Here is a 24,929-nt window from a genome sequence, read left to right on the forward strand (position 1 = left end):
ATTGGTGGTACTTGACCCATCTCTAATGTTGGCGATTGATGTTTTTCCTTGTGAATGGAAGGTTTTTGCACAAATGAATCTAATTGAACTGACCAACATACTTTGAGATTTGGCAGCTCGCGTTAATTTAGTTGTTTTTGCGTCCCACCCTCGCGCACCAAAAAAGACAAGAAGGATACTAAAACGTACTCGTCCTTCCAGACGACCCCATGTTTCTACAGCTAAAATTCTATCCCAAAAATAATACCTAAAAACAGACACCTTGAAAGGGCTAGTCGAGTGCCCCACTATTTAATAAGATGCTCACCTGCTTAGTTGATGGGAAATATCGTTTTGCCATAGCCAATGCATTTAGGCAAGGAACTTATGGAGGATCACCTGTGCATACTTGGTGTCAATTTACAAATTTAATGTGAGGTATACAGAACAGGGGTAAGTCTAGCTGTTGAACAACTGCTTTCTAGAAAATAATCTTAGCAACCCGGCAGTTCGAATACCCCAAGCACCATTAACGAATAAACCTGTTACTATTCCCGCAAGTTTCCAGCCTCCAGCAATGGGCTGACCCTTTAGTGGTGCGACCACAAACCAAGCCACTAGCGTCGGGACAATTGCACCACATACTAACGCATCTAACCAGTAGCTTTTATCATGGCGAAAACGAGGCGCGACCGCTACCCAAATCAGTCCCCAAATCCCTCCCCAGAATGCGCTTGACCAAATTTGCGGGATTCCGAATGGTTGTGTTGTCGGTGCAGTTGCATAGGGGGCACGAGGCGCGAAATTCACTGCATGTAGCAGCGCCAATACACCTTGGTAAAATAACAAAACGGACACAAAGCCTGCAATAAATGCTAATGCAAGTCGAGATAAGGCAGCTTTTTGAGCCATTGTTTATACGAAAACCTCTAGAGCTTGCTTCTTGGAGTTGTCTATGATAGTTTGCTAACTAGTATCAATACAATAAATCTATCGAATTACTGTATTTTAATCAACATTATCGTTAACGTAGTTGAACGAGTCTAGAGTTAAGAGTATCTAGGTACTCTACCAAATATATGACAAGTAGAAAAGCCAACCTTATCGATTTAGAAATCGATGCCTCTGAATTTTTCAATTCATCTAGAACATTTTTGATCAATAAAGCATTTGTTGCGATCGCTGTGAAGAGTTAGTAAGGATAGCACCCTACAAAAAGGCAGGGAAAGCAGAGGAGTCATAATTAATACCCAATACTCAATATTCTATTATCAATTACTAAGGAGTTAGATAAATGACAGGGAAATTAGAGGAAAAAGTAGCAATTATCACTGGGGCTTCAGCAGGAATTGGAGAAGCAACTGCGATCGCCTTGGCAGCTGAAGGAGCAACAGTAGTGCTGGCTGCTAGGCGTGGCGATCGCATTCAAGCATTAACACAACGTATCGAAGCTAGTGGTGGCAAGGCATTGCCCATTGTTACTGATGTGACTGACGAAACTCAGGTAAATAACTTAGTAGCAAAGGCAAATGCAAAATTGGGCAGGGTTGATATTCTTGTGAATAATGCAGGGATTGCCTTACTAGGAACCATTGAAGCAGGAAATAGCTCAGACTGGCGGCGATCCTTTGACCTCAACGTACTAGGACTGCTATATGCTACTCATGCTGTTTTGCCTCTTTTGAAGGCGCAAAAATCGGGGCATATAGTCAATATCTCCTCAGTGGCTGGTCGGACAGCGCGGGCGGGCGTTGGTGTTTATAATGCTACCAAATGGGGTGTCAATGCCCTCTCAGAAGCATTGCGCCAAGAAGTTCACAAAGACAACATCCGCGTCACTATCATCGAACCAGGTTTGGTGGATACGGAAATTGACAGCCAAATAACTGATCCTGTTGCCAAACAACGGATTGAAGAACGACGCAAGGCAATTACACCTCTGCAAAGCGAAGATGTTGCTGCTGCGATCGTTTACGCCGTTACTCAACCACCACGCGTTAATGTCAACGAAATTCTCATTCGACCAACGGGACAAGAACACTAAACAAGCATAATTATTACCTGCGTTGGCGTACTCTTAAAATTGCGCCTGAAACACCAAAAGCTAATATAGCCACGGTGTAATTTGGCTCAGGAACTCCAATAATGCTCACCCTGTTGATGGCCAAAGCCCTATTTAACTCAGAAGTGCTGAAAACGAGTCGCGAGATGTTAGCAGTTTCACTGCGAATCCCAAGAAACAATGCCGAATTATCCAATGTGACAGAAGAAGTCCCCGGTACAGAGAAAGTACCTAATAGGTTATTGGCATTATCAAAAGCTGAGACAAACGTGTTGAATTCTGGAATATCGTCTACAGCTATTTGAGTACCAGCACCGAAAACAGGCTGATCAAAGCTAATGGTCAAAGGGCCCGGATTGCCAATTGCAGGAAAACCACTTCTTGGGTTCAAGCCTGTGAAGAGTAGAAAATCACCATCAGTAAAGTTTGTCGGAATGCCTTTGGGTATAACAGAGGTTTGAAAAACAAAAGGTGGGGTAATAGCAGCATCGTCAGATTGAGGTATATTTACACCCAGAGATAGACCGCCTTCTGATACTGCTGAAAAAGAGTTAGGCAAAAAAGCCGAAGGATCGGGAGCAAAAGGATTGAACACTTTACCCAAACTCGACCAATCAATTCCGTCATTGCCTCCGAAAGCAGCACGACTAGTTACTAATGTAACTGCTTTAACTGGTAGTGGGAGAACTGCTATTAGAGTTGTAATTGCTAGTTTGGTGGCAATTGCTGGTAAATATTTGATTGAGAACTTTAATAATTGGTTTGTCATAAATGCCATCAAAGCTTACTCCTTATTTCGTAGATTGGCATTATCAAGATACTGCTGCCTATAGTTCAATACGCTTGGCTTTGTGGAAAATTGTAGATTGGGTTAAGCAAAGCGCAACCCAACAAAGTCTCGAAATGTTGGGTTACTCTGCGGGATCTTGCTACGTTCCTCAACCTAACCTACACATTTCAAGGTTTTTGGCGTTAACCCAAGCGTATTGGCCTATAGTTAGGCTTATCGTCAATCCTACGGTAAAGGGAGTTATATGTTAATTAATTTATCTTAAAGTTATAGTAAAATTACTGAAGATTTCCGAAAAAGGAAATAATCTAAAATTATGTCACTCAGTCGTAGCGACCTCGAAGCTGGAAATGAACAGACGAGGCTATTAGAAGCATCACACTCTGGAATAAAGCTAACTACCTTGAGCGAAGATGAGTTACAGCGATCGCTCGATGAAACACTACAACAGCAACCGCAAAATTCTGATATTTGGATATTTGCCTACGGTTCGCTGATTTGGAATCCTCTAATCACTTACGTCGAGCGCCGTGCTGGGATCATTTATGGTTGGCATCGGCGTTTTTGTACATGGATGATCCTGGCTCGTGGTACTCCAGAGAATCCCGGATTACTTTTAGGACTTGATCGGGGTGGTAGTTGTCGTGGCGTTATTTATCGCATTGGGGCTGCTGATGTACCATCCGAATTACTACTGATTTGGCGACGGGAGATGTTAGGTGGTGTCTACGTTGCTCGTTGGGTAAAAGTGTTTGATGGTATACAGGAATTTAAAGCGATCGCCTTTGTTGCTAATCGCCAACATCCCAGGTACGCTCATCAGATACCATTAGCAACCACTGTTAATAGTATTGCCACCGCATCTGGAAAATTGGGTTCCTGCGCTGATTATCTTATGAATACTGTTGAGGGATTGATGGCAGAAGGTATTAAAGATAGACAATTACTTTTGTTACGCAAACAAGTGTTGGCAAAACAACAAGCGCTTTAGTTAGTCGCGATCGCTTTAATTTACCGCCTATTTCCGGGCAACAGCCATGATGTGAGCGCTCATCCCCAATATAGAAGGTTCGGTTTCTAACCAACGAATCGCTTCTAAAAGGCGATCGCGCCGACCAAGCTCATTCCAGTGTTCCTCAAAGTTTTGTAGTAACCAGCCTGGCCCTTCAATCGCTAAAATCTTTTCAGAATGTAAACCCGCTTCTTTAACCTCTGCTCTGAGTTCTTCTGAATGATGAAAGAAGGTTTTTGTAAAGTAGCGAGGATGGTTGTTTGGGTTGCGGTGTTGACCATCAATCAAATCCTGTTTAACAATCTCTACAAACTCTGGATCATCTAAATGCCCCCGAAATAATCCATCTAAGGTTGAAGCAAAGCGAGAAACTCCCGCAGCAAAAACAAAACCTCCTGTTTTTAAGATGCGATGAGCTTCACGCAAAGCAATAATCCGATCTGTGCGCTCAGTCAGATGATACAAAGGCCCAAGTAACAGAACAGCATCAACGCTGTTATCCGCCCGATTCAGTTGCCGAGCGTCTCCAACTGCCAAACTAGCTAGAGGATATTCTGGTTGAGCTTGAGACAAATGTCGGGCTTGCTCTATGTGCAAAGGAACCGCATCAATAAGATGGACTTCATAGCCTTGTTGAGCAAGCCAAAAAGAATAAACACCAGCGCCACCGCCAACATCGAAAATCACTGCGGGTGGAGGTGGTAGATAGCGGCTTATAAGTTCTTGGCTTCTGACTAATTCCAGCAAACCTGCACCTTTTGATAACCGCTTTTGCTCCCGACCACTGGCATAATGGATTAACGCTTCATCTGCAAGCAAATTGTTTAATTCAGATAAATCTGACATCGTGAATCTCAACTTCAATTAAATCATTATCTTTCAGGTTATATAGCTCCCGAAGTTTAACGTCGCAAGCTATCTCAATAATTGTTTTCGGATGATCTCCGCTCTCAGTGTTATTTTTGTCTGTTCTTAAGATAAAAGCATCTCTGCCAAATATCTGACAGGGAACAATGCTAACAGAAACAGTCCCTCCATATTCTTCCTTTTCCAGGCGAATTACATTTTTCGGGAGATCGTAAGGTTGTTCTAGCTGAATATTTAAAGTTCCAGGAAAGAATTTCATTCCTGTTTTTCTTAAGTAATATTCTTGGAGTTTCTCAATCCAGTAAGAAAAGTTTCCTAAACCACTGACAACTTTACCTTTCAAGATTTTCATATAATATATTTCGTAAGGATTCAGGAGTCAGAATTCAGGAGACAGAATAAATGAGACAACCAGCCAAGACATCCAAGACTTGATAGTTTGGCAGAAAGCACATAAGTTTGTTTTATGTGTATATCAATTTACTGGTCAATTTCCTAAAACGGAAATCTATGGGCTTACCTCTCAGTTTAGACGAGCAACAATCTCTATTGCAGCAAATATAGCTGAGGGTTTTAAGAAAAAGGGAGCAGCAGATAAAGTTCGTTTTTTAAACATTGCACAAGGCTCTGTAGAGGAATGCCACTACTATCTAATTCTTTCAAAAGACCTTGACTACGGTGACACATCAGGATTAATGCTTCAACTTGAGGAGGTTAGTAAATTACTAACAGCTTATGCTAATTCCATTCTGAATTCTGACTCCTGACTCCTGACTCCTGACTCCTGAATTCTTACTATATTTCTATCTTTTTTGTAAATAAATTATTAAGTCTTAATTAATCTTAAATTGTATTCGGCGCGATCGCTAAAGTTATTGCCTCTTAAGTAGTTTTGGTCAGGAGTTACGCAGAAATAACTTACCTTCAAAAATCATGGCTTACAGCCGTATTGACAATTGAGAGCGGAGTGGCAATAATACCGCCTACAAAAATATCTACGCAGGTTTCGATATAATCCTCACAGCTATAGCTGCCTTGATTAAAATTTGCACTACGACATAGCATTCCAGCTAGTAGCATTCCTTTAAACATATCAACTGCTGGGAATAGATCAAGGTCTGCTCTAACAGTGCCTATTTTCTGACTCGATTGCAGGTAAGCTACCAGTTCTTCCCCTAAGGGCTTTGCAGCTTCTTGAATCACTTGTTTTGCTGCCTCAGGATGACGTTTTGCTTCTCCAATGAAGGTACGAATTAAGTCTTCCTGTGTCTCTAGCATAGTATTGTAAAGATGAGCATACTGTATTAAATCAATTTTTAAATCCTGCGTTAACGCTTGGGGATGTGCAAGGGCTTCTGTCTGGAGTGCCAAGGCGTTTTTGATGACTGCTCCCAAAAGTTGTTCTTTGCTAGCAAAGTGGCGAAATAAAGTCACTTCATTCACACCAGCAACACGAGCTATTTCACGGGTAGTTGCTCCTTGAACACCTAAACTAGCAAATACCTGCGAGGCGGCTTCTATCAAACGTGTACGGGTAAGAGCTGATGACCGGATGGTTTTATTCATTTATGCTAGCAAGTACTTACTTCCATAATATGTTATGTGGAAAAAGCTGTCGCAATTTGAAGAAAAATAATCTTGATACCAGCATTTTTAAAATTATTAAAAATCTTTTTATATCGGATCAAATTTATTTTGGTACAACAGCTAATACTTTACTCATTTTAGTAACTGGGACAACTATTCCACTTCTTAAATAATGAGGTGCTCTTTGGATGGCAGTAAATCCCAGCCGTAAATAAAAGCCTTCGGCATAGAGGCTAGCAGTTGTAATTACCTTATTTATACCTTGATTAGTTGCTTCATTGCAAAAATTTTGAACTAAAGCACGCCCGATCCCTTTACCTTGATATTTAGGATGGACATACAGTCCGATAAGTTCATCAACAATAAAACTAGCAAAACCTATTACAACATCTCCCTGGATCGCAACCCAAAAAGTTTCCACTTTCATCCTCTTCAAGATATTTGAACCATCAGGTTTGTCACGGTTATTGCGCCAAGCTAAAAGTTCTTTTCGGGTGTAGAAAGTTGCAGGTAGAGCTTTGATGGCAGCAATATGAATTGCACTCAGCACCCACGCATCTGTTTCTTGGGCAGGCCGAAGAGATATTTCGTTAGCGCTCATAGGTTTAGGGCTGGTATTCAGATTAGGGACTTCCAACTAAAAAAATATTCTATCGTGGTGTAGGCAGGGGGGCAGGGAGCAGTTATTGCTGGGGGAGAAAGAAAAATATGATCTGAGTAAATTGGATAATTTATTATCTGGAAGTCCCTTACATGCCTATTTTACTTTTACGTCTAAATTTTCAGAGCAAATAAATTTATTTATGGGGATTTCCCCCTGCTCCCTGCCCCTTTTCCTCTTTTTGACCGCACCCTGTAATTCAATCGATGACAACTCATAAACTATAAGTTACGGTAATTTGATACGCAAAACCTATAATAAGTTATAAACAACATTAAGTCTATCGGAAAACCGTATATTATGGATAAAGCAATAAAATAACCAGCTTCAAAATCTATATTTTGAAGTAATCAAGCAATATCTTTTGATATTTGGCTAATTTTGCGGTGCTTATTTGAATATCTTCTTAAAGCTTGCTGATTAGACTATTTACCAAGCTAGAAGCCATTAGAAATTGACAAGGAGTGAATGTGATCAACGCCATACATATTAACGAGAACTTGACAACAACAGGACAAGTTATACCAAAACAGCTTGAGCAAGCTATCCAAGAAGGTTTTAAGTCCGTTCTAAATCTGCGATCGCCAGATGAGCTAGGATTTTCTAAAGATGAGCAAAAAGTAGCGGAAGCATTGGGGCTACATTATACGAATGTTCCACTCAAGGTGGATTTAAAAAATTTAAATGAAGAGGCTATTACCAAAATCCTCAAGACACTCGAAGAAATTCCTAAACCAGCAGTGGTACATTGTGCAGCCGGGATGCGATCGACTGGAATTGCGCTCTTAAGTATCGCTATCCAGGAAGGATTAACCCCAGAAGAAACTTTGGAAAAAGCTAAGAATTTGGGTTTTGGATTCTTTGAACACGCTGGTATTAGTCCCCGGCTGAAGCAATTATTTGTGGACTACGTTAACAAACATGCAAAAGTAGCTGTGCCTACTTGCTGAAACAGCGAGTTTGATAAACCTCTCCCTACCTTGAACTGTCGTTAAAGTCTGTCCCTCTCGCCCGTCGGAGAGGGACGTTTTTGCGTAGTAAGACCTTTTTTTACTCAGGTACACGCTAACACACTTTACTCTGGCTACTTGGGAGGTTACGAAAGCGTTCCATGAAACGGCAGTCAATCCAATTTTTGTAATACCACAATAGTTTGTGAGGTGGTAAAGTAAAAGCGCCTTTAGTTGCAATAGCTCGTTCGTCTCCTGTACCAATTAAACTCAAATATTGTTTTTGGGGTCTATAGGGTTTGAGCGACTTACCTAATAAAATTCGCTGCAAATTCTCAAATAAAGGTTTACCTTGCCTAACAGCAAATACCCCAGCTTTCGGACGCGGATGATTTACCATTGTGGCAATATCACCAGCAGCAAATACTTGCGGGTGCGTTTGAGATTGTAATGTATCTTCTATCAAAATAAAACCTTTCTCATCAGTTCCTAGTCCAGCGCTTTTTAACCATTCGGGTGCGGATGCTTGTGTTACCCAGAAAATTTTATTGCACTCTACTATCAAACCAGATTCGCATTTAATCTCAAATATTTTCTTAGGTTCGCTGTAGAGTGTAGGTGCAACTTTACACACAGTTTCTCTAAGATGTAGCTTAATACCTTGCGCGGTTAAAATTTGCTGAACTTGATGGCGCACTGATGAATGGTAATTGGGCATCAGTTCTGTGCCACGCTGGAATAAATGAACTTCCAGATTTTGAATTGGTTGTTGAGTTTGACGTAAAATGCGATGTAAATGAGATTGCATCGACAGCGCCAATTCTACACCGCCAGCGCCACCACCCACGATCGCAATCCTAATTGGTTCTTGAGGATTTTTACCTACAGCTTCAACTAGTGTATACCAATGTTCCAATAGCTGCGATACTGGTTTAGCTGCGATCGCATATTCTGCTGCACCTGATACAGACAATGTGGCTGGAGTGCTGCCAATATCAATAGACAGCACATCAAAATCTACCACAAGTCCATTAGCACAAAGAATTTTGTGATTTTCTAAGTCTAGGGCAACTACTCTGTCAATATACAAATGTGCTTGAGCATAGTTCGCTAAAGGTCGCAAGTCAATATGACATTCATCATAGCTATAAAATCCGGCAATATGTCCTGGTAACATTCCAGAGTAAGCTGTATTTTTGGCTTCGGTAATCAATGTCAAACGGACACCAGGTAAAGGCTTTCTACCAAACATTTTCAGGGCAATTGTATGGCTGTGACCGCCACCAATCAGCACTAAGTCTTTAACTCTAGGCTGTAATTTTTGCTGCATTGAAGTAGTTCATAACAATACTATTTGAGTTATAAGATTTTTTTGTTGACTAGCGTATCTGGTAAAAGAAGGCTATCCTTTATAATTAGTAGTTTTTCATAAATAATTTATGGATGCTTTATGATAGGCATCAATCAAAATTATCATGTTCAGGTTGATTGATAGTGAAGAATGAAAAGTAGTGAGTACAAGTAATTTTTGAAACCTCATTTTATCACTTAGTAATGTTAACAGTAATTATTAATGCTTTTCAAAGCATAAAAAATATTTTACCAATAAATAACGGACAGCTATCGAAAATATGTCTGAGGATACATGCTTTGCAAGAAAAAGTTAACCAAACTCAACATCAGTCGCCAAAAGAAAGTTTAAGAATAGCAATTGAACAACTAGGGAATAAGACTATAGAAACCAGTCTTGCTGTAATTAATGATTTAGAGCAAATTGCCCAAAATCATGCACAGTACCACTGGATAATTATGGGCATTCTTACTACTTTTATACGAGAAAATGCTCCTTACATGCCCCAAGAGAAATTAACGAGCAACTTGTCAACAAAACTTCGTGTAGATATTCAAGCAGCTCTTACCGTTATTGCTAGAAGAGATGTAAACAAAGACCCAGAGAATGAGCAACTTGATTTGAGTCACACGGACATAAGAGGAGCAAATTTAAATAGGGCGAACTTAGAACAGACAAATCTTTATCAAGCTAATCTTGCTGGAGCTAACCTTACAGAAGCTAATCTTGCAGGAGCAATTCTCAGTGCAGCTAACCTAGAAGGTACTAACTTATATTTAGCTAATCTAGAAGGAGCAATCCTCAGTGCAGCTAGTCTAAAAGGAGCTAACCTTGAAGGGGCTAACCTTCATTGTGCAAGCTTATATCTAGCTGGACTGAATCGAGCGATTCTCAATAATGCCATACTCGATGGGGCAAACCTTAGAGAAGCTAAATTTTCTGAATAAAACCCTTTTATCAAACAGAATTCAGGAGTCAGGAGCCAGAATTCAGAATTGAATTCTGATAGCGCAGCGATAGCGAGTCTACGAGCGTCACGAAAAAGTGGATGAATAAGCGGCGTTTTTGCACCCCCTCCAAATCATAGATTTGGTGGTCAACTTTCGTAGTGGCGGGTCTGAATCCCCCACTTTCTTGTTCTGACTCCTGACTTCTGACTTCTGAATTCTTCTTCATTTCAACTAAGGCAGAAGTCAGCCCCTTTGGGGAAGTCAAAAGTTAAAAGTCAAAAGAATTGTATTCCAAGCTTCTTGCACCATTTAAAATGCTATGTACACTATGGTATATTTCATCTCATTAACTGGTTAATTGAGGGTCTTGACACCTATTATAATTTTCTGCTAAATGCTATACTATTTTTCCTCAACATCTAAGTAATAATTCTAGGTTGTAAGGAAAATCGTTACCATGTCTTCTAAAAAGACAGACACTCTTTTGAATTGGTTGATAACCATAACAGTTATATTTGGCTTCTCATTGACTGTAATTTTTTTGGCGTTGTCCAATATTAAAGAATTGTCAGTCCAGGAAAAAATTCAGTATAGAAATCAAGCATTAACAACTACTGCAATAGTTTTTTTGGCATCGGCAGTAATGTTTAATACTTATTATGCCGCAAAGCGGGCCCAAGCGATGCAGCAAAATGCGATCGCAGCTGAGAAAAACCTGGAAATTGGCATTCAAAATGCAAAAGTTAATCAAGACAGATTGATTTCAGAACGCTTTATGGGGGCAATTGCCCAGCTTGGTCATGAAAAAGTTGAAACTCGGACAGGCGCAATTTATGCATTAGAAAGAGTTGCTCAAGATTTTTCCAAAGAACACTGGACAATCATGGAAATTCTTACCGCCTTTGTGCGAGAGAATACACCTATCCAGCAAGTAAAGGTAGAGCAACAAAACCCGGAATATCAAGAAGCAGCTTACTCAGGTAAGCGTAGAGGTGGGTCGCCTCCGACACAGCAGTTGGAGCAAAATCTCCATGAAGAATTGCCAAAAATCCGCACTGATATTCAAGCAGCTTTAATTGTTATCGGCAGACGTAATTTACTCGAAGACCCAAAAGATCAAAAACTTGATTTACGGAATATTGACATTAGAAGGGCAGACCTGCTAGGAGTTAATCTGCAACAAGCAGACTTACGTGGCTCTGACCTAAGTGGCGCTGACCTGCGGGGAGCAGACTTGAGTGAGGCTGATCTAAACGGCGCTAAACTTGTGAGGTCTAATCTCTATGAAACCAAATTACTAAAAACTAGTTTTTGTGGAGCAAACCTCTGTTGGGCTAATCTCAACCGCGCTAATCTCAGTGGGGCAAACATGCGTTCAGCCAATCTCTCTGGAGCAAGTCTGCGTGTAACTAATCTGCAAGGAGCAAACCTTTATAAAGCTAACTTACAACAAGCTACCTTAAAAATGGCTGACCTCTCAGGGGCAAAGCTATTTTTAGCTAACTTGCAAGGAACAAAATTGGGTAAAGCCAATCTGTACATGACGGGTTTGATTGGCGCCAACCTATCTGGGGCTAACTTGAATGGAGCCAACCTATCTGAGGCTAACTTGAATGCAGCTAAACTCCACCAAACAGAAATCTATTTTGCTAACCTCTCAGAAGCCAGTTTAACGGAAGCTGACCTTTATCAAGCAAACCTCATCGGAGCTAACCTGTATAGGGCGACTTTTTATCAAGCTAACCTAACTCAGGCAAACCTGATGGGAGCTAACTTTTCAGAAGCTGACCTCAGTGATGTCAAACTGGAAGGGACAATTTTAACAGGGGCGAAAAACTTAGAGTTACAGCAGATTAAAAAAGCACTTGGCGATCGCACCACTCGTCTACCTGATTATATAGAAACACCGACAGATTGGCGACAATCAAGTTGATTTATCACAGCATCATTAGTTATTTGGGCGCATTCTACCGTTTTCACTTAATGCTATAGTTTTTACCAAAAGTCTCCCTAATAACTTTGGAGATGAAGAAGATGAAACCTATGTCTGATAATCAGACAGACCGAGAAATTCGTTTATAATTCTAATTTTATTTATTGGATTATTTCTTCATTAAGCGAAAAACAAGAAATAGATGAGAGTACTACCGCCCTCTATGGCTTGTAGAAGAATATAGAAGAGAACAATCTTGCCTATAGTATGAATAAATCTTGAGAGAAAAACTATGCAATCAGCTTTAAGTATCACAACCAAAGTTTTACCAGGAAACAAAATAGAAATTGAGATTCCAGAAGCTGAAATAGGCGACAGTGTTGATGTATTTGTGATATTACCAGAAAAAGCTGAAGCAAAACATCGCTCTGTACTGGACATTATAGAAGAAAGCCGTAAGAGACACCTTTCTCGAACTGCTGAAGATATAGACAGACAACTACAAGAAGAACGCTTATCATGGGGCAGCTCAACAGCAGATTCAATCGGCAAAAGGCGATCGCACAACAATCTTACCGAAGAATCTTCAACAACCGGAACATTGGAAAGCTTAAGTTTCACCCTTTGAACCTCAATGTCGAGCCTTTTTACCTCAATGTCGAGCCTTTTTACCTCAATGTTGAGCCTTTGAACCTCAACGTCGAGCCTTTGAACCTCAACGTCGAGCCTCTGAACCTCAAACGTAAGCTTTTTTAAGATAGAAGATTAGCTAGAGTGACAGCGAAATCTAGCTTACTGGTATAACCTGAGAAATATTCCCTCAGCAGGAGATAAACAATAAGACACTTGTCCTATCCTAGTCATTGCTATGGGCATAGAAAAAGGAGATGTCTGTCAAAAAGCGGCTGAAGATTTTAGATTTAATTCGGGAGCTTTGGTAAAAACTCAATTTTTCTCAGAAATAGTTTACTGCTAGATTAAAAGTTTCATTCAAAACAGTTAATAGTTGAGAAAATGGGCATACAGTGCCTTCACTGATAGCGCTAAAACGAATAAAAGATAATGTTACGGCAGATGGGTAAACCCGGCAAAAGGCTGCTAAACCAGAATTTTCCAGAAGCAGAGTAGGGTTATGGCTCATAAAGTGAGGGCATCGAAACCTAAAAACATTTTTACTGGCGATAGAGAGCAACTGCTGCAATATACTGTTGCTTTGCTATCCGTTGCCTTAGCACTGGGGGCAACTCTGCTGCTCAAAGCATATCTCACCCCAACGCCTGCGGCACTGTTTTTTGCTGCGGTGATGGTGAGTGCCTGGTATGGAGGCTTGGGGCCAGGGTTACTTACCACTGTTTTGTCTACTTTGGCAGTCAACTACTTGTTTTTCCAGCCAGTTTATTCGCTAAACATTATAAATATCAACTTTTTAGTCCCGTTGGTTGTGTTCATGCTGACAGCAGGGTTAATCAGCTTGCTCAACGAATCACGCCGCACAGCCCAACAAAAAGCTGAGGCAAGTTTGAAGTCTCTACGCGAAAGCGAGGCAAGGTTTGGTCGCTTAACAGAGTCCAATATTATCGGGGTAATTGTAGCTGATCTCAACGGCTTAATCATTGAAGCCAATGATGCTTTTCTGCAAATGCTCAATTATACACAGGAGGATCTGCGCTCTGGTAGAATTCGCTGGGGCGAGATTACTCCACCCGAATACATTGAAGTGAGTGAGCAAGCAATTGAAGAACTGAGAATTACTGGGAGTTGTCAGCCCTTTGAGCAAGAATACATCCGTAAAGATGGCTCTCAAGTTCCCGTCTTAATTGGCTTTGTCAAGCAGGGAGATAGGACAATTATTGGTTTTGTTCTTGACTTAAGCGAACGGCAAGCTGCCCTACGCGAACGCAAACAAGCAGAAGTTGCCCAAAGCATCCTGCAAATGCTCTTAGAACACGTTCCAGAGGGAATTACGATCGCTGGCGGCCCCCCTGATTTCCGAATCATTGCCAACAGCAAGCTCGCACAAGAGCTTCTGGGCAGACCTGGTGAATCCCTCGTTGGCATGACTTCTGGCGATTACGTTCAGTCCTACGGTGTATTTTTGGCTGATGGTGTAACGCGCCTCACCCTAGAACAACTACCTTTATACCGGGCTACGCGCAACGGTGAAACAATCTGCGATGAAGAATGCATCATTGAACGTCCTGATGGAACCCGGATTACAGCCAGCGCGAATGTTGTACCAGTTCGGGATTCCCAAGGTCAGATTATCGGTGCAATTAACTGTTGGCGCGATATCACCAAGCGCAAGCAGATAGAGGAGGCACTGCGGCAACGAGAAACAGAACTTCGCTTGATTACAGATACATTGCCAGTTTTGATTACTTTTGTAGATTCAGAACAACGCTACCGCTTTAATAACCGAGCATATCAAGAATGGTTTGGGCATTCAACGGCAGAAGTTTATGGAAAGCATCTTTGGGAAGTTTTAGGTGAATCTGCTTATGAAGTGCTTCGTCCTTATGTAGAACAAGTACTCGCAGGAGAGCAGGTCACTTTTGAAAGTCAAGTTCCTTATCAAGATGGTGGTACACGTTATATTAATGCTATTTACGTTCCCCAGTTTAATAAAGAGGGAACCGTAGAAGGGTATGCGGCATTGGTTACTGACATTAGTGAACAGCAAGCTGTGCTGCGCGATCGCAATCTGGTACAAGAAACGCTACGTGACAGCGAAGAGCGTTACCGAATTTTAACAGAAGTGTCGCCCCAGGCTATTTGGATGGGCGATAGCCATAGTGGTATTAATTATTGCAATCAATACTGGTTTGATTACAGTGGATTGACAATGGAGCAGACGGCTGGGTATGGCTGGATTGATATCATTCACCCTGATGACCGCGATCGCGTTTTTAAAACTTCGATGCAGGCTGTTGCTAAAGCTACAAACTACGAAGCAGAAATTCGCTTCCGTCGAGTTTCTGATGGTAGCTATCGTTGGCATCTTGTGCGGGGTTTACCATTTCGAGATGCAGCCGGACAGATTATCAAGTGGGTGGGCATCGCTAGCGACATTCACGATCGCAAAGTTGCCGAAGCCGCCCTGCAACAACTCAACGAAATGCTAGAGCAAAGGATTCAAGAGCGCACAGCCCAACTCGAAGCCGCTAACAAAGAACTAGAATCATTCTCCTATTCAGTTTCTCACGACTTGCGATCGCCGCTTCGCCACATCGCCGGATTTATAGAATTGCTTCAGAAGCGGCATAGCTCAACAAATATATTAGATGAAACAAGTCAGCGTTATTTAAGAATAATTGCAGAAACGAGCAAACAGGCAGGAATACTAATAGATGAGTTGCTCACATTTTCTCGCATGGGGCGCACCGAAATGCGCTACATCAACATCAATATGGAGCAATTAGTGGAAGAAATAAAACGCGATTTGCAAACCCAAACCCCAGGACGCACAATCAATTGGCATATAGAGTCACTGCCAGAAGTGCAAGCTGATCCTTCCATGCTACGGCTCGTCCTTCGCAACCTCATAGATAATGCCGTAAAATATTCCCAGACTCGAAACCCAACAGAAATTACTGTTGGCAGTACTGAAAATGAAAACGAAGTTGTCTTTTTTGTACAAGATAACGGCGTAGGCTTTAATATGCAATATGTTCACAAGCTATTCGGAGTATTTCAACGCCTGCATAGCGACCCAAAATTTGAAGGCACTGGTGTTGGATTGGCAAACGTACAACGCATTATTCATCGGCATAATGGTCGAGTCTGGGCAGAGTCTGTAGTTGACAATGGAGCCACCTTCTATTTTTCGCTACCTAAGTTGTCAAAGAAGGAGGGCGAATGAAAGAACTTAAGCGAATTCTGCTGATTGAAGACAGTGCCAACGATGCAGAATTAATCTTGGCCGCCTTATCGGAAAATCATCTCGCCAACGAAGTAGTAGTACTGCGTGATGGAGAGGAAGCACTAGATTATCTTTATCGCCGGGGGCTGTTTAGGTTGCGGATGGAAGGGCATCCAGTTGTGGTGCTGCTCGATTTAAAACTACCCAAAATCGATGGATTAGAAGTGCTGACAGAACTAAAATCTGACCCAATAATGCGAGTGATTCCAGTGGTAGTGCTAACTTCTTCGCGTGAGGAGCCAGACTTAGTTCGATGCTACGAGTTAGGCGTTAATGCTTATGTCGTCAAACCTCTCGATTACCATGAGTTTGCCGATGCTATCAAAGGTGTGGGACTGTTTTGGGCAGTGATTAATCAGCCCCCTGTTGGCGCTCTACCTCCAGCACCTCATCGTCAACAGGAGAAGAAATAATGAATCTACTCCGTTTCCTGCTTTTAGAAGACAGTTTGTTAGATGCAGAGCTTGTCCTAGCGATGTTAACCGAAAGCGGAATTAATTGCGAATTAATACGAGTTGAAACTGGCGCTGATTTCTTGGCTGCTTTGAAAGCAGAAACTTTTGATCTAATTCTTGCCGATTATGCCTTGCCATCTTTTGATGGAATTTCGGCTTTAGAAATTGCCCGAAATTACTGTCCACAGGTTCCTTTTATCTTTGTTTCTGCTGCACTGGGTGAAGAATTAGCGATCGAAGCTTTGAAGAATGGTGCAACCGATTATGTATTAAAGCAAGGATTAGGGCGGTTAGTTCCCTCAGTGCAACGGGCATTGCGGGAAGCTAAGGAGCGTCGGGAGCGCCAGCAAGCGGAAGAGTCGCTACAGAAGAGTGAAGCCAAGTATCGCCGAATTGTTGATACCTCTTATGAGGGAATCTGGATGATTGACTCTCAATCACGAACAGAGTTTGTGAATCAACGGCTCTGTGAGATGTTGGGCTATCCGGCAGAAGAAATACTTGGTCGTTCTATGTTTAATTTTATTGATCGCGTTGATGGGGTAGCAGCCGAAGAGAAACTGGAATGGCACAAGCAAGAAGGGAGCGATCTTAAAGAAGCTCGATTGCGCTGCAAGGATGGTTCCTACATTTGGACACTAATTTCTGCGAGAGCGATTTTGAATGAACAAAATGAGTTCTTGGGTGCGATCGCTATGTTAACTGATATCACCGATCGCAAGCGCACCGAATCAGAACGCGATCGCCTTTTGCAACTTGAGCAAAGAGCCAGAGCAGAAGCAGAAGCTGCTAACCGAATCAAAGATGAGTTTCTAGCAGTACTTTCTCATGAATTGCGATCGCCACTGAATCCGATTATCGGCTGGGCAAAACTATTGCAGAGCCGTAAATTTGATGAGATATCGCTCCAAAAAGCCCTTCAAACTATTGAACGCAATGCTAAATTACAAGCTCAACTAATTGAAGATTTACTAGATGTTTCTCGCATCCTCCAAGGCAAACTCAACCTCAGAATGATGCCAGTCAATCTGGCATTTATCATTGAATCTGCAATGGAAACAGTGCATTTGGCAGCAGAGGCAAAAACCATTCAGATTGAGACGGCGCTCGATCCGCAGGGGAAAGTTTTGGGTGATTCAGCCCGTTTACAGCAAGTCTTCTGGAATTTGTTATCGAATGCCGTCAAGTTTACAGGGACTGGAGGAAAAGTAAATGTGCGATTAGAGTGCATCGACGCTCAAGTGCAGATTACTGTCAGCGATACAGGCAAAGGTATTGATCCTGATTTTCTCCCTCATGTGTTTGACTATTTCCGTCAAGGTGACGGTACAACAACTAGAAAGTTTGGTGGGCTAGGGTTAGGTTTAGCGATCGCTCGTCACTTGGTGGAAATGCACGGTGGAACGATTTGCGCCGAAAGTCTTGGCGAAGAGCAGGGATCTATATTCACAGTTAGATTACCACGGCTCAAGGAAGCTGCAACAATCAAGGATGACACGAATCCTAATTCCTCAACAGCCGTTTCTGCCTTCTCTTCTCTGATGGGCTTACAAGTTTTGATTGTTGATGACAATGCTGATACCCGCGACTTTTTCAGTTTTGTGCTGGAACAATTTGGAGCGATCGTCACCACAGCAGCATCAGGAGATGAAGCATTACAAGCACTAACACAGTCAAAGCCAGATATCTTACTCAGCGATATTGGGATGCCAGAGATGAACGGCTATATGCTGATAAAACAGGTGCGGACTCTAGAAGCAGAAATAGGTGAAAAACAGATTCCAGCGATCGCTCTAACTGCTTATGCAAGCGAAATCAATCAGCAGCAAGCACTAAAAGCAGGTTTTCAACACTACATCGTTAAACCTGTAGCACCAGAGGAATTGCTTACGGCGATTTCTAATCTAGTACGCGACGGCAAAAATAGAGCAACCATTTAAAATCCCTAAAGAGCTTATTCCATAATACTTTTGACTTTTGAATGGGTGACTTCCGCCTTGCGGTACTAGTCCAATCTACTTAGGTGTTTGCAATCAACCTGAGTAATTAGATGAACCTCATTAATGTTAAAATTTTTAAATTATTCTTTATAGCTAAATACAAACGTTTCAATTACGTGGAATAGCTTCGCTTCGGGCACAACCATGTTATGTCTTTACCACTATCCACGGCAGTTCAGAGGATGTTTGAAAAATAACTTATCGAAGATTTTATAGATAATTTCTATGAAGTAGATTTAAGGAACTGTCAAGTAGTTACGTGTTTGTACCCTATCATAACCTTGAATATCGTCTTAAAATCAACCTAAATTTACTTCCGTAAGGAGTCAGATATGAAGGCTTATGACATGTCTCTCATAAAGACAAATGGACTCACGACTTTCTTGGTATTTTTCTCAATTATATTTATTTTCACATTAACCCTAATTTTTTCATTCTTTGAAAACATTGCAGGATTTTCAAATCAAGAAAAAATAGAATATATTAATCAAGCATTAATAGTTATTGCCATAATCATTGTAGGATTAGCATTAATTATTAATGCTTACTATACTTCCAGACTCTCTTTTGGTGAAAATCAAAGTGTGTTAACCAAACTCCTTTATAGAGCACTAGCTTGGGACAACAACATCGTAACTGACATTAAGAACACCCAAGAAACTTTAGAAGAAATTGTTCCAGAACGTTTTTCTAAAGCAATTGAACAGCTGGGAAATGAAAAAATTGAAACACGGTTTGCCGCAATTTATGCTTTAGAGCGAATTGCTAGGGATTCTCACAAAGATCATTGGACAATTATGGAAATTCTCGCTGCATTTATCCGCGAGAATGCCCCAATAAATCAGAAATATGAGGATGAGTTACAGCACTCATCAAAACTTCCTACAGATATTCAAACAGCCTTGACTGTCATTGGACGACGCGATTCACATAAAGATCCGGTAAATCAGAAACTAGATTTACGCAATACAGACCTCAGTAATGCAGACTTAACCGAAGCAAACCTCTCTAGGGCAATCCTCGTAGGATCTAACTTGCAATGGGTCAATTTTACCCGAGCAAATCTCTCAGAAGCAGACTTATCAATAACCTATCTTTGTGGATCAATCTTCTATGAAGCCAACCTACAAAAAGCAGTCCTCCCAGAAGCCAATCTTCAAGGCGTAGTCCTCAGAAAAGCCAACCTCTCAAAGGCAACCCTTTTCGATGCCAACTTGGAAGGGGCAATCCTTTGTGATGCAAAATTACAAGGAGCAATTCTTTGTGGTGCCAACTTAGAAGGAGCAATCCTTTGTGATGCCAACTTGGAAGGAGTAAATTTTGAGGATAGCAACCTTCAAGATGCCAATCTGATTGGTAGTAACTTGCAAAACGCAAAACTTGCTGGAGCCAACTTAGAAGCTGTGTTACTCAGTACAGCTAACCTGCAAAATGCTAACTTCCAAGAAGCTAACCTCTCTAGAGCAAACTTGAGCGGATGTGAAAACCTTGAATTACAACAGATTGAACAGGCACTTGGCGATCGCACCACAATTCTACCAGAAAACTTTAAAATACCCAAAAGCTGGAGGTAACAAAAAGCTAAAGTTTCAGTCAATTAAGCCTCTTGTTACAACCCGCTTACGCGGGTTTTTTTGTATAGACGCGGTTTTTACCAAACCTTTTAACTGTGGGAATCATTATGTTATTGGTAGCAAAGGGATTGTCAAATTTAAAAGACAATTCCGAAAAATAGCTTTCAGCAGCTAAATATATCATTCAAGGTTATGTAAATCTTAAATTTAAAGATATTATTTATAAATTAGAATTAATTTGTTTGTATTTTCTGACAAAAATCTAATTTAGACTGAGTTTATCTCTAATTGTTGGCGCTGTTACAACCCGCGACTTTGAAAACATTTACTATACCTGAGTACTTCAAAAAAAACAAAAGTATTTCATCAAAACATAAGTCTATTAATACTGTAGAGTAACTTGTTGTTATCCCAGCCAAATCGCAGTAAGTTGGTAAATTATCAACAATTACCATTTTTAATGAATTCGGAATCGAAAGATTAACACTGAAGAAGGCAGAACGCAGAAGGTTATTTTCACTTATAAAATTCAAACCCTTTCTGAAAAGGATTCACCAAATTTTCAATTTGGTGGGGGTTTTAAACCCAAGTTCGTAAGGTTACACAGATGGTTTGGGCAATTCCTTAGAAGGGACAAACTCCTTTTGCCTTCTGCCTTTATTGATAACTATTTAGTTTTTTCTGCGCCACTAGTTAAGAGGTAATCTATGGTGCGAAACTCAAAGCTAGGGTACAGAATGTTCCCTAAGTCTATTCTGCGTCTATCTGTTGGTATAGGTATAATTGCATTTTTATCAATTGGCACAATAAGTTTTTATATACTAAAAAACTGGCAAAATTATGCAAATTCGGAAGCACAAGTGCCAGCAACACAATTGCCACAGTTAAAAACAGTAACAGCTTTAGGGTGGATTGAACCACAGGGAAAGGTAATTAAACTTTCTGCTGCGGTGTCTACCGAAGGAAGTCGAGTAGAAAAGTTGTTAGTGAAGGAGGGGGATAGGGTAAAAGCAGGACAGGTGATTGCGATTTTGAACAGCCGCGATCGCTTGCAAGCAGAATTAGAACAGGCACAAGAACAAGTAAAAGTAGCCCAAGCAAACCTAAACCGCACCCAAGCAGGTGCTAAACCCGGTGAAATTGCCGCCCAAAAAGCTGCGATCGCTCGCACAGAAGCAGAACGCCAAGGTGATATTAATGCCCAAGCAGCGACAATTGAGCGATTCCAAGCCGAAGTGCATAACGCCCAAGCAGAAGACGAACGGTATCAGCAGCTATATCAACAGGGCGCAATTTCCGCTTCCCAACGAGATAACAAGCGTTTAAACTTGGAAACTGCTCAAAAAAGCCTGCAAGAAGCACAAGCACAGTTAAATCGGACTCAATCAACTAGCCAGCAAAAAATTAAAGAAGCCACAGCAACACTTGATGAAATTGCCGAAGTGCCAGGAGTGGATATAAAAGCTGCCCAAGCAGAAGTCAATCGTGCCATAGCAGCCATGAATCTGGCAAAAGTAAATTTCAAACAGGCCGAAGTGCGATCGCCTCAAGATGGACAGGTATTTGAGATCCATACCCATCCTGGCGAATTAATATCAAATGATGGCATTGCTGAGATCGGGCAAACCAGCCAGATGTATGTGATAGCCGAAGTCTACGAAAGCGATATCGACAAAGTGCGTTCAGGGCAGCAAGTGCGAGTATTTGGCGATTCCCTCTCCATTGAATTGCAGGGAATCGTAGATCGCAAAGGCTTACAAGTGCGACGGCAAAATGTCATTAACACAGATCCTGCTAACAATATCGATAACAGAGTAGTCGAAGTCCATATTCGACTAGATGAAGCCTCCAGCCAAAAAGCCGCCACCTTAACCAATATGCAAGTTAAGGCAGTAATTGAATTATGAATTGGGAATTGGGCATTGGGCATTGGGAATTGGGCATTAGTTTAAGTTATTCTCCATCTCCCCCTGCTCCCCCTGCTCCCCCTGCTCCCCCTGCCTACCCTGCCCTCCACTTCTTATAATGGGATTGATTAAACAACTGCGACGGCGAACCCCTCTTGGATGGCTGCAACTGAATCATGAAAAAAGCCGTCTTTTAGTAGCATTGTCAGGGATTGCCTTTGCGGATCTTCTCATGTTCATGCAACTGGGCTTTCAGACTGCACTGTATGACAGTAACACTAGACTGCATCGCAGTTTACAAGCAGACATTGTTTTAACCAGCCCCCAAGCCCGTAACTTGCCAAGCTTGTCTACATTTTCTCGGCGGCGACTTTACCAAGCAATGGATATACCAGGGGTGAAGTCAGCAGAAGCAATGTATTTCAACAACACAATCTGGAAAAATCCCCAAACACACCGTGAGACGGGGGTGTTAGTTATTGGGTTTAATCCAGATAAGCCAGCATTTAACTTACCCGATGTTAACCAGCAATTGCAGACAATCAAACTGCCAGGTGCTGTCTTGTTTGATCGTGGTGCTAGAGGAGATTATCAAAAAGCGATCGCTCAAATTGACCAAGGTAAAACCTTAACCACCGAAATAGAACGGCACACAATTACTATTAGTGGCTTATTTCAAGTCGGCGCTTCCTTTGGTTCTGACGGCAATTTGATTACCAGCGATCAAAACTTTTTGCGGCTATTTTCTGGGCGACAGTCTAGCAGTGTCAGTTTAGGTTTGATAAAGGTAAAACCAGGTTATAACCCGAAAAAGGTAGCAGCAATATTAAAAGCCTATTTAAAAGATGACGTCAAAGTCTTAACCCACGCTGAATTTATTGAATTTGAGAACAACTTCTGGAGAACAAATTCCCCTATTGGCTTTATCTTCAGCCTTGGTGTATCGATGGGCTTTGTGGTGGGCGTGATTATCGTCTATCAAGTCCTTTCTACCGATGTTAATGCCCACGTTCGGGAATATGCCACCTTTAAAGCAATGGGATATCGCAATTACTATTTGCTAGGTGTGGTACTTGAAGAATCCTTAATATTGGCAGCACTGGGCTTCTTCCCCGGATTAGGAGTTTCCTTAGCACTTTACCAACTGACTCGCAGTGCCACAAATTTGCCCATGTACATGACTGCAATTCGAGCATTGCAGGTATTAGTGCTAACTATCATTATGTGTACAATTTCCGGTGCGATCGCAACCCGCAAACTCCAAGCCGCCGATCCTGCTGATATGTTTTAAATTTGTCATTTGTCATTGGTCATTGGTCATTTGCAAAGGACAAAGGACAAATGACCAATGACAATCATCATGAGTAATCGAGCTATTTATGACTAGTCAACCCCTCATCTCTATTAAAAATCTCGACCACCATTTTGGTCAAGGCTCACTCCGTAAGCAAGTTTTATCTAACATCAACTTAGAGATTAACGCTGGTGAAATTATTATTATGACTGGGCCCTCTGGTTCTGGAAAGACTACCTTGCTGACCTTAGTAGGTGGATTACGTTCTACCCAATCTGGTAACTTGCGGGTATTAGGACGAGAACTTTGTGGTGCTAGTACTGAACAGCTAGTGCAGGCGCGACGCCGTAACGGTTATATTTTCCAATCACATAACTTGCATAGTAGTTTAACAGCACTTCAAAACGTCAAAATAGCTTTGGAATTGCATAAACATCTTGGTTTAAAAAAGATGCTAGCGAGGTCAGCCCAAATGTTAGAACAGGTAGGGTTAAGAAATCATTTGCATTACTATCCTGATCAACTGTCTGGAGGACAAAAACAACGAGTAGCGATCGCTCGTGCCTTAGTTAGTCATCCTCAAATAATCCTAGCCGATGAACCCACAGCCTCCCTTGACAGTCAATCGGGACGAGATGTAGTCAATCTCATGCAAAAACTGGCAAAAGAACAAGGCTGTACCATCTTGATGGTTACTCATGACAACCGTATCTTAGATATTGCCGATCGCATCGTTCACATGGAAGATGGCAAACTCAAGCCAAAAGTAAAACTATCAGCTTAAATTTGATAAGCCTTTATTACTCTAGCTTCTCAACTCAGAATCAGAAAATTTTAAGTAAAATCACTGTTATCTTACACTCGACACCCTAGTAGCGTTTCCTAATTACATTAGGTACATCAGAGCAAGATGCTCGCTTGCTCTACGGGTTGGGGGGAGGGGTTTTGTACCTATTCAACTGAGAACTGCTATATCAACATTAGTAATATCTGTTACTACTATATAAACAAATATTAAGATTAGATAAATTGAAAATCCTAGAAATAACTTATACCACTCATCAATAAAATCTATGATAAAGGGTGCATGTTGCCTACCCTCCTTGTGCAAATTAAATGCTCAACAGCTTACCAAAGCTAGCTTTGCCTAAATTTTTTGGGGTTATTTCTGACGCTTTATCCTTGCTCTTGCTTCACCTAATTTCGTAATTTAACTACACCAACTTTACCCTAACAGTGTAGTATGAGTGTCCAGTTGGATAAGTGTCCAGTTGATTCCAAGAATTTATTCAAGTATTATTATCTAATCGTAAAAGGTTAACAGGTTTCATTTGTTGCTTAACAAATTATACCTATAGCAAGTCACGAGAGCGTCTTTGATATAAATCTAGTTAAATTTTAAGATTATTGCCAATCTAATACACCTTGGTTATTAAAGTTAATACCAATTCCCTAAATTACAGTTACAAATCATTCTCCCTTGTCTCTTACCCCCTGCCTTTGTCTTAATCCCTAAGCCGCTGACGGATTTCCCAATCCAATACTTATGGTTTTCAACAACATCTACTTCAAACACAAAACACTAATAGAAATAAGCTAGTCTATTTTGCAACACAAGCAAGGGATTTTTGTAGCTCT

21 protein-coding genes and 1 pseudogene are annotated in these 24,929 nt (G+C 41.2%); 14 read left to right on the forward strand and 8 right to left on the reverse strand.

Annotated features, from left to right (window positions below):
* Positions 1-438: 438 nt before the first annotated feature.
* A complete protein-coding gene (locus RMY00_RS22030; RefSeq protein ID WP_322649578.1) occupies positions 439-891 on the reverse strand; it encodes a hypothetical protein in 453 nt (150 codons plus the stop codon).
* 382 nt (positions 892-1,273) lie between these two features.
* Between RMY00_RS22030 and RMY00_RS22035 the strand changes: the two genes are divergently transcribed.
* Complete coding sequence (locus RMY00_RS22035; protein WP_322649579.1) at positions 1,274-2,023, forward strand: SDR family NAD(P)-dependent oxidoreductase; 750 nt, start codon at positions 1,274-1,276, stop codon at positions 2,021-2,023.
* A gap of 13 nt (positions 2,024-2,036) precedes the next feature.
* Here the strand turns inward: RMY00_RS22035 and RMY00_RS22040 are convergent, their stop codons facing one another.
* Entirely contained in the window at positions 2,037-2,819 is a 783-nt protein-coding gene (locus RMY00_RS22040; RefSeq protein WP_322649580.1) for a hypothetical protein, read from the reverse strand.
* 328 nt (positions 2,820-3,147) lie between these two features.
* Here RMY00_RS22040 and RMY00_RS22045 point away from each other — a divergent pair, with 328 nt between their 5' ends.
* Positions 3,148-3,822, forward strand: coding sequence for a gamma-glutamylcyclotransferase (locus RMY00_RS22045; RefSeq protein WP_322649581.1), 675 nt, complete (start codon positions 3,148-3,150; stop codon positions 3,820-3,822).
* A gap of 27 nt (positions 3,823-3,849) precedes the next feature.
* Here the strand turns inward: RMY00_RS22045 and RMY00_RS22050 are convergent, their stop codons facing one another.
* Positions 3,850-4,689: a class I SAM-dependent methyltransferase gene (locus RMY00_RS22050; RefSeq protein WP_322649582.1), complete on the reverse strand. Its 840-nt coding sequence runs from the start codon at positions 4,687-4,689 to the stop codon at positions 3,850-3,852.
* Entirely contained in the window at positions 4,673-5,062 is a 390-nt protein-coding gene (locus RMY00_RS22055) for a CTP-dependent riboflavin kinase (protein ID WP_229494456.1), read from the reverse strand. The genes RMY00_RS22050 and RMY00_RS22055 overlap by 17 nt, the downstream gene beginning before the upstream one ends.
* Before the next feature lie 50 nt (positions 5,063-5,112).
* Between RMY00_RS22055 and RMY00_RS22060 the strand changes: the two are divergent.
* A pseudogene (locus tag RMY00_RS22060) lies at positions 5,113-5,477 on the forward strand (four helix bundle protein).
* A gap of 157 nt (positions 5,478-5,634) precedes the next feature.
* Here RMY00_RS22060 and RMY00_RS22065 read toward each other — a convergent pair.
* Positions 5,635-6,276 carry a TetR/AcrR family transcriptional regulator gene (locus RMY00_RS22065; protein WP_322649584.1) on the reverse strand — a complete coding sequence of 214 codons (642 nt, stop codon included), beginning with the start codon at positions 6,274-6,276 and terminating at the stop codon, positions 5,635-5,637.
* A gap of 124 nt (positions 6,277-6,400) precedes the next feature.
* Positions 6,401-6,898, reverse strand: coding sequence for a GNAT family N-acetyltransferase (locus tag RMY00_RS22070; protein WP_322649585.1), 498 nt, complete (start codon positions 6,896-6,898; stop codon positions 6,401-6,403).
* Positions 6,899-7,428: 530 nt separating this feature from the next.
* Here RMY00_RS22070 and RMY00_RS22075 point away from each other — a divergent pair.
* Entirely contained in the window at positions 7,429-7,908 is a 480-nt protein-coding gene (locus RMY00_RS22075; RefSeq protein WP_322649586.1) for a beta-lactamase hydrolase domain-containing protein, read from the forward strand.
* A gap of 115 nt (positions 7,909-8,023) precedes the next feature.
* Here RMY00_RS22075 and RMY00_RS22080 read toward each other — a convergent pair whose 3' ends face one another.
* Positions 8,024-9,238 carry an FAD-dependent oxidoreductase gene (locus tag RMY00_RS22080; protein WP_322649587.1) on the reverse strand — a complete coding sequence of 405 codons (1,215 nt, stop codon included), beginning with the start codon at positions 9,236-9,238 and terminating at the stop codon, positions 8,024-8,026.
* A gap of 224 nt (positions 9,239-9,462) precedes the next feature.
* Between RMY00_RS22080 and RMY00_RS22085 the strand changes: the two genes are divergently transcribed.
* Positions 9,463-10,206 carry a pentapeptide repeat-containing protein gene (locus RMY00_RS22085; protein WP_322649588.1) on the forward strand — a complete coding sequence of 248 codons (744 nt, stop codon included), beginning with the start codon at positions 9,463-9,465 and terminating at the stop codon, positions 10,204-10,206.
* A 28-nt stretch (positions 10,207-10,234) separates the two neighbouring features.
* Here RMY00_RS22085 and RMY00_RS22090 read toward each other — a convergent pair whose 3' ends face one another.
* A complete protein-coding gene (locus tag RMY00_RS22090) occupies positions 10,235-10,474 on the reverse strand; it encodes a hypothetical protein (RefSeq protein ID WP_322649589.1) in 240 nt (79 codons plus the stop codon).
* A gap of 192 nt (positions 10,475-10,666) precedes the next feature.
* Here RMY00_RS22090 and RMY00_RS22095 point away from each other — a divergent pair, with 192 nt between their 5' ends.
* From RMY00_RS22095 to RMY00_RS22135, 9 genes are all read left to right on the forward strand, one after another.
* On the forward strand, positions 10,667-12,142 hold the full coding sequence (locus RMY00_RS22095) for a pentapeptide repeat-containing protein (protein WP_322649590.1): 1,476 nt from the start codon (positions 10,667-10,669) through the stop codon (positions 12,140-12,142).
* Positions 12,143-12,434: 292 nt separating this feature from the next.
* Entirely contained in the window at positions 12,435-12,770 is a 336-nt protein-coding gene (locus tag RMY00_RS22100) for a hypothetical protein (protein ID WP_322649591.1), read from the forward strand.
* Positions 12,771-13,274: 504 nt separating this feature from the next.
* On the forward strand, positions 13,275-16,001 hold the full coding sequence (locus tag RMY00_RS22105) for a PAS domain S-box protein (protein ID WP_322649592.1): 2,727 nt from the start codon (positions 13,275-13,277) through the stop codon (positions 15,999-16,001).
* Positions 15,998-16,474 carry a response regulator gene (locus RMY00_RS22110; protein WP_322649593.1) on the forward strand — a complete coding sequence of 159 codons (477 nt, stop codon included), beginning with the start codon at positions 15,998-16,000 and terminating at the stop codon, positions 16,472-16,474. The genes RMY00_RS22105 and RMY00_RS22110 overlap by 4 nt, the downstream gene beginning before the upstream one ends.
* A complete protein-coding gene (locus tag RMY00_RS22115) occupies positions 16,474-18,456 on the forward strand; it encodes a response regulator (RefSeq protein ID WP_322649594.1) in 1,983 nt (660 codons plus the stop codon). Before RMY00_RS22110 ends, RMY00_RS22115 begins: the two co-directional genes overlap by 1 nt.
* A 407-nt stretch (positions 18,457-18,863) precedes the next feature.
* Positions 18,864-20,090 (forward strand): pentapeptide repeat-containing protein, encoded by a 1,227-nt coding sequence (locus RMY00_RS22120; protein ID WP_322649595.1) that lies wholly within the window; start codon positions 18,864-18,866, stop codon positions 20,088-20,090.
* Between the two features lie 707 nt (positions 20,091-20,797).
* Positions 20,798-21,997, forward strand: a complete 1,200-nt coding sequence (locus tag RMY00_RS22125; protein WP_416212089.1) for an ABC exporter membrane fusion protein — start codon at positions 20,798-20,800, stop codon at positions 21,995-21,997.
* Positions 21,998-22,115: 118 nt separating this feature from the next.
* Positions 22,116-23,288: an ABC transporter permease DevC gene (devC, locus tag RMY00_RS22130; RefSeq protein ID WP_322649596.1), complete on the forward strand. Its 1,173-nt coding sequence runs from the start codon at positions 22,116-22,118 to the stop codon at positions 23,286-23,288.
* A gap of 88 nt (positions 23,289-23,376) precedes the next feature.
* Positions 23,377-24,075 (forward strand): DevA family ABC transporter ATP-binding protein, encoded by a 699-nt coding sequence (locus RMY00_RS22135; protein ID WP_322649597.1) that lies wholly within the window; start codon positions 23,377-23,379, stop codon positions 24,073-24,075.
* The last annotated feature ends 854 nt before the right edge of the window (positions 24,076-24,929 follow it).

Origin of the sequence: Nostoc sp. ChiVER01, assembly GCF_034531155.1 — a bacterium.
Classification (GTDB): Bacteria; Cyanobacteriota; Cyanobacteriia; order Cyanobacteriales; family Nostocaceae; genus Nostoc.

Bases quoted from the DNA above. Each gene is read 5' to 3' on its own strand.
- RMY00_RS22030 (WP_322649578.1), bottom strand. From the start codon at position 891: ATGGCTCAAAAAGCTGCCTTATCTCGACTTGCATTAGCATTTATTGCA.
- RMY00_RS22035 (WP_322649579.1), top strand. From the start codon at position 1,274: ATGACAGGGAAATTAGAGGAAAAAGTAGCAATTATCACTGGGGCTTCA.
- RMY00_RS22040 (WP_322649580.1), bottom strand. From the start codon at position 2,819: ATGGCATTTATGACAAACCAATTATTAAAGTTCTCAATCAAATATTTA.
- RMY00_RS22045 (WP_322649581.1), top strand. From the start codon at position 3,148: ATGTCACTCAGTCGTAGCGACCTCGAAGCTGGAAATGAACAGACGAGG.
- RMY00_RS22050 (WP_322649582.1), bottom strand. From the start codon at position 4,689: ATGTCAGATTTATCTGAATTAAACAATTTGCTTGCAGATGAAGCGTTA.
- RMY00_RS22055 (WP_229494456.1), bottom strand. From the start codon at position 5,062: ATGAAAATCTTGAAAGGTAAAGTTGTCAGTGGTTTAGGAAACTTTTCT.
- RMY00_RS22065 (WP_322649584.1), bottom strand. From the start codon at position 6,276: ATGAATAAAACCATCCGGTCATCAGCTCTTACCCGTACACGTTTGATA.
- RMY00_RS22070 (WP_322649585.1), bottom strand. From the start codon at position 6,898: ATGAGCGCTAACGAAATATCTCTTCGGCCTGCCCAAGAAACAGATGCG.
- RMY00_RS22080 (WP_322649587.1), bottom strand. From the start codon at position 9,238: ATGCAGCAAAAATTACAGCCTAGAGTTAAAGACTTAGTGCTGATTGGT.
- RMY00_RS22085 (WP_322649588.1), top strand. From the start codon at position 9,463: ATGTTAACAGTAATTATTAATGCTTTTCAAAGCATAAAAAATATTTTA.
- RMY00_RS22095 (WP_322649590.1), top strand. From the start codon at position 10,667: ATGTCTTCTAAAAAGACAGACACTCTTTTGAATTGGTTGATAACCATA.
- RMY00_RS22100 (WP_322649591.1), top strand. From the start codon at position 12,435: ATGCAATCAGCTTTAAGTATCACAACCAAAGTTTTACCAGGAAACAAA.
- RMY00_RS22105 (WP_322649592.1), top strand. From the start codon at position 13,275: ATGGCTCATAAAGTGAGGGCATCGAAACCTAAAAACATTTTTACTGGC.
- RMY00_RS22110 (WP_322649593.1), top strand. From the start codon at position 15,998: ATGAAAGAACTTAAGCGAATTCTGCTGATTGAAGACAGTGCCAACGAT.
- RMY00_RS22115 (WP_322649594.1), top strand. From the start codon at position 16,474: ATGAATCTACTCCGTTTCCTGCTTTTAGAAGACAGTTTGTTAGATGCA.
- RMY00_RS22120 (WP_322649595.1), top strand. From the start codon at position 18,864: ATGTCTCTCATAAAGACAAATGGACTCACGACTTTCTTGGTATTTTTC.
- RMY00_RS22125 (WP_416212089.1), top strand. From the start codon at position 20,798: ATGGTGCGAAACTCAAAGCTAGGGTACAGAATGTTCCCTAAGTCTATT.
- devC (WP_322649596.1), top strand. From the start codon at position 22,116: ATGGGATTGATTAAACAACTGCGACGGCGAACCCCTCTTGGATGGCTG.
- RMY00_RS22135 (WP_322649597.1), top strand. From the start codon at position 23,377: ATGACTAGTCAACCCCTCATCTCTATTAAAAATCTCGACCACCATTTT.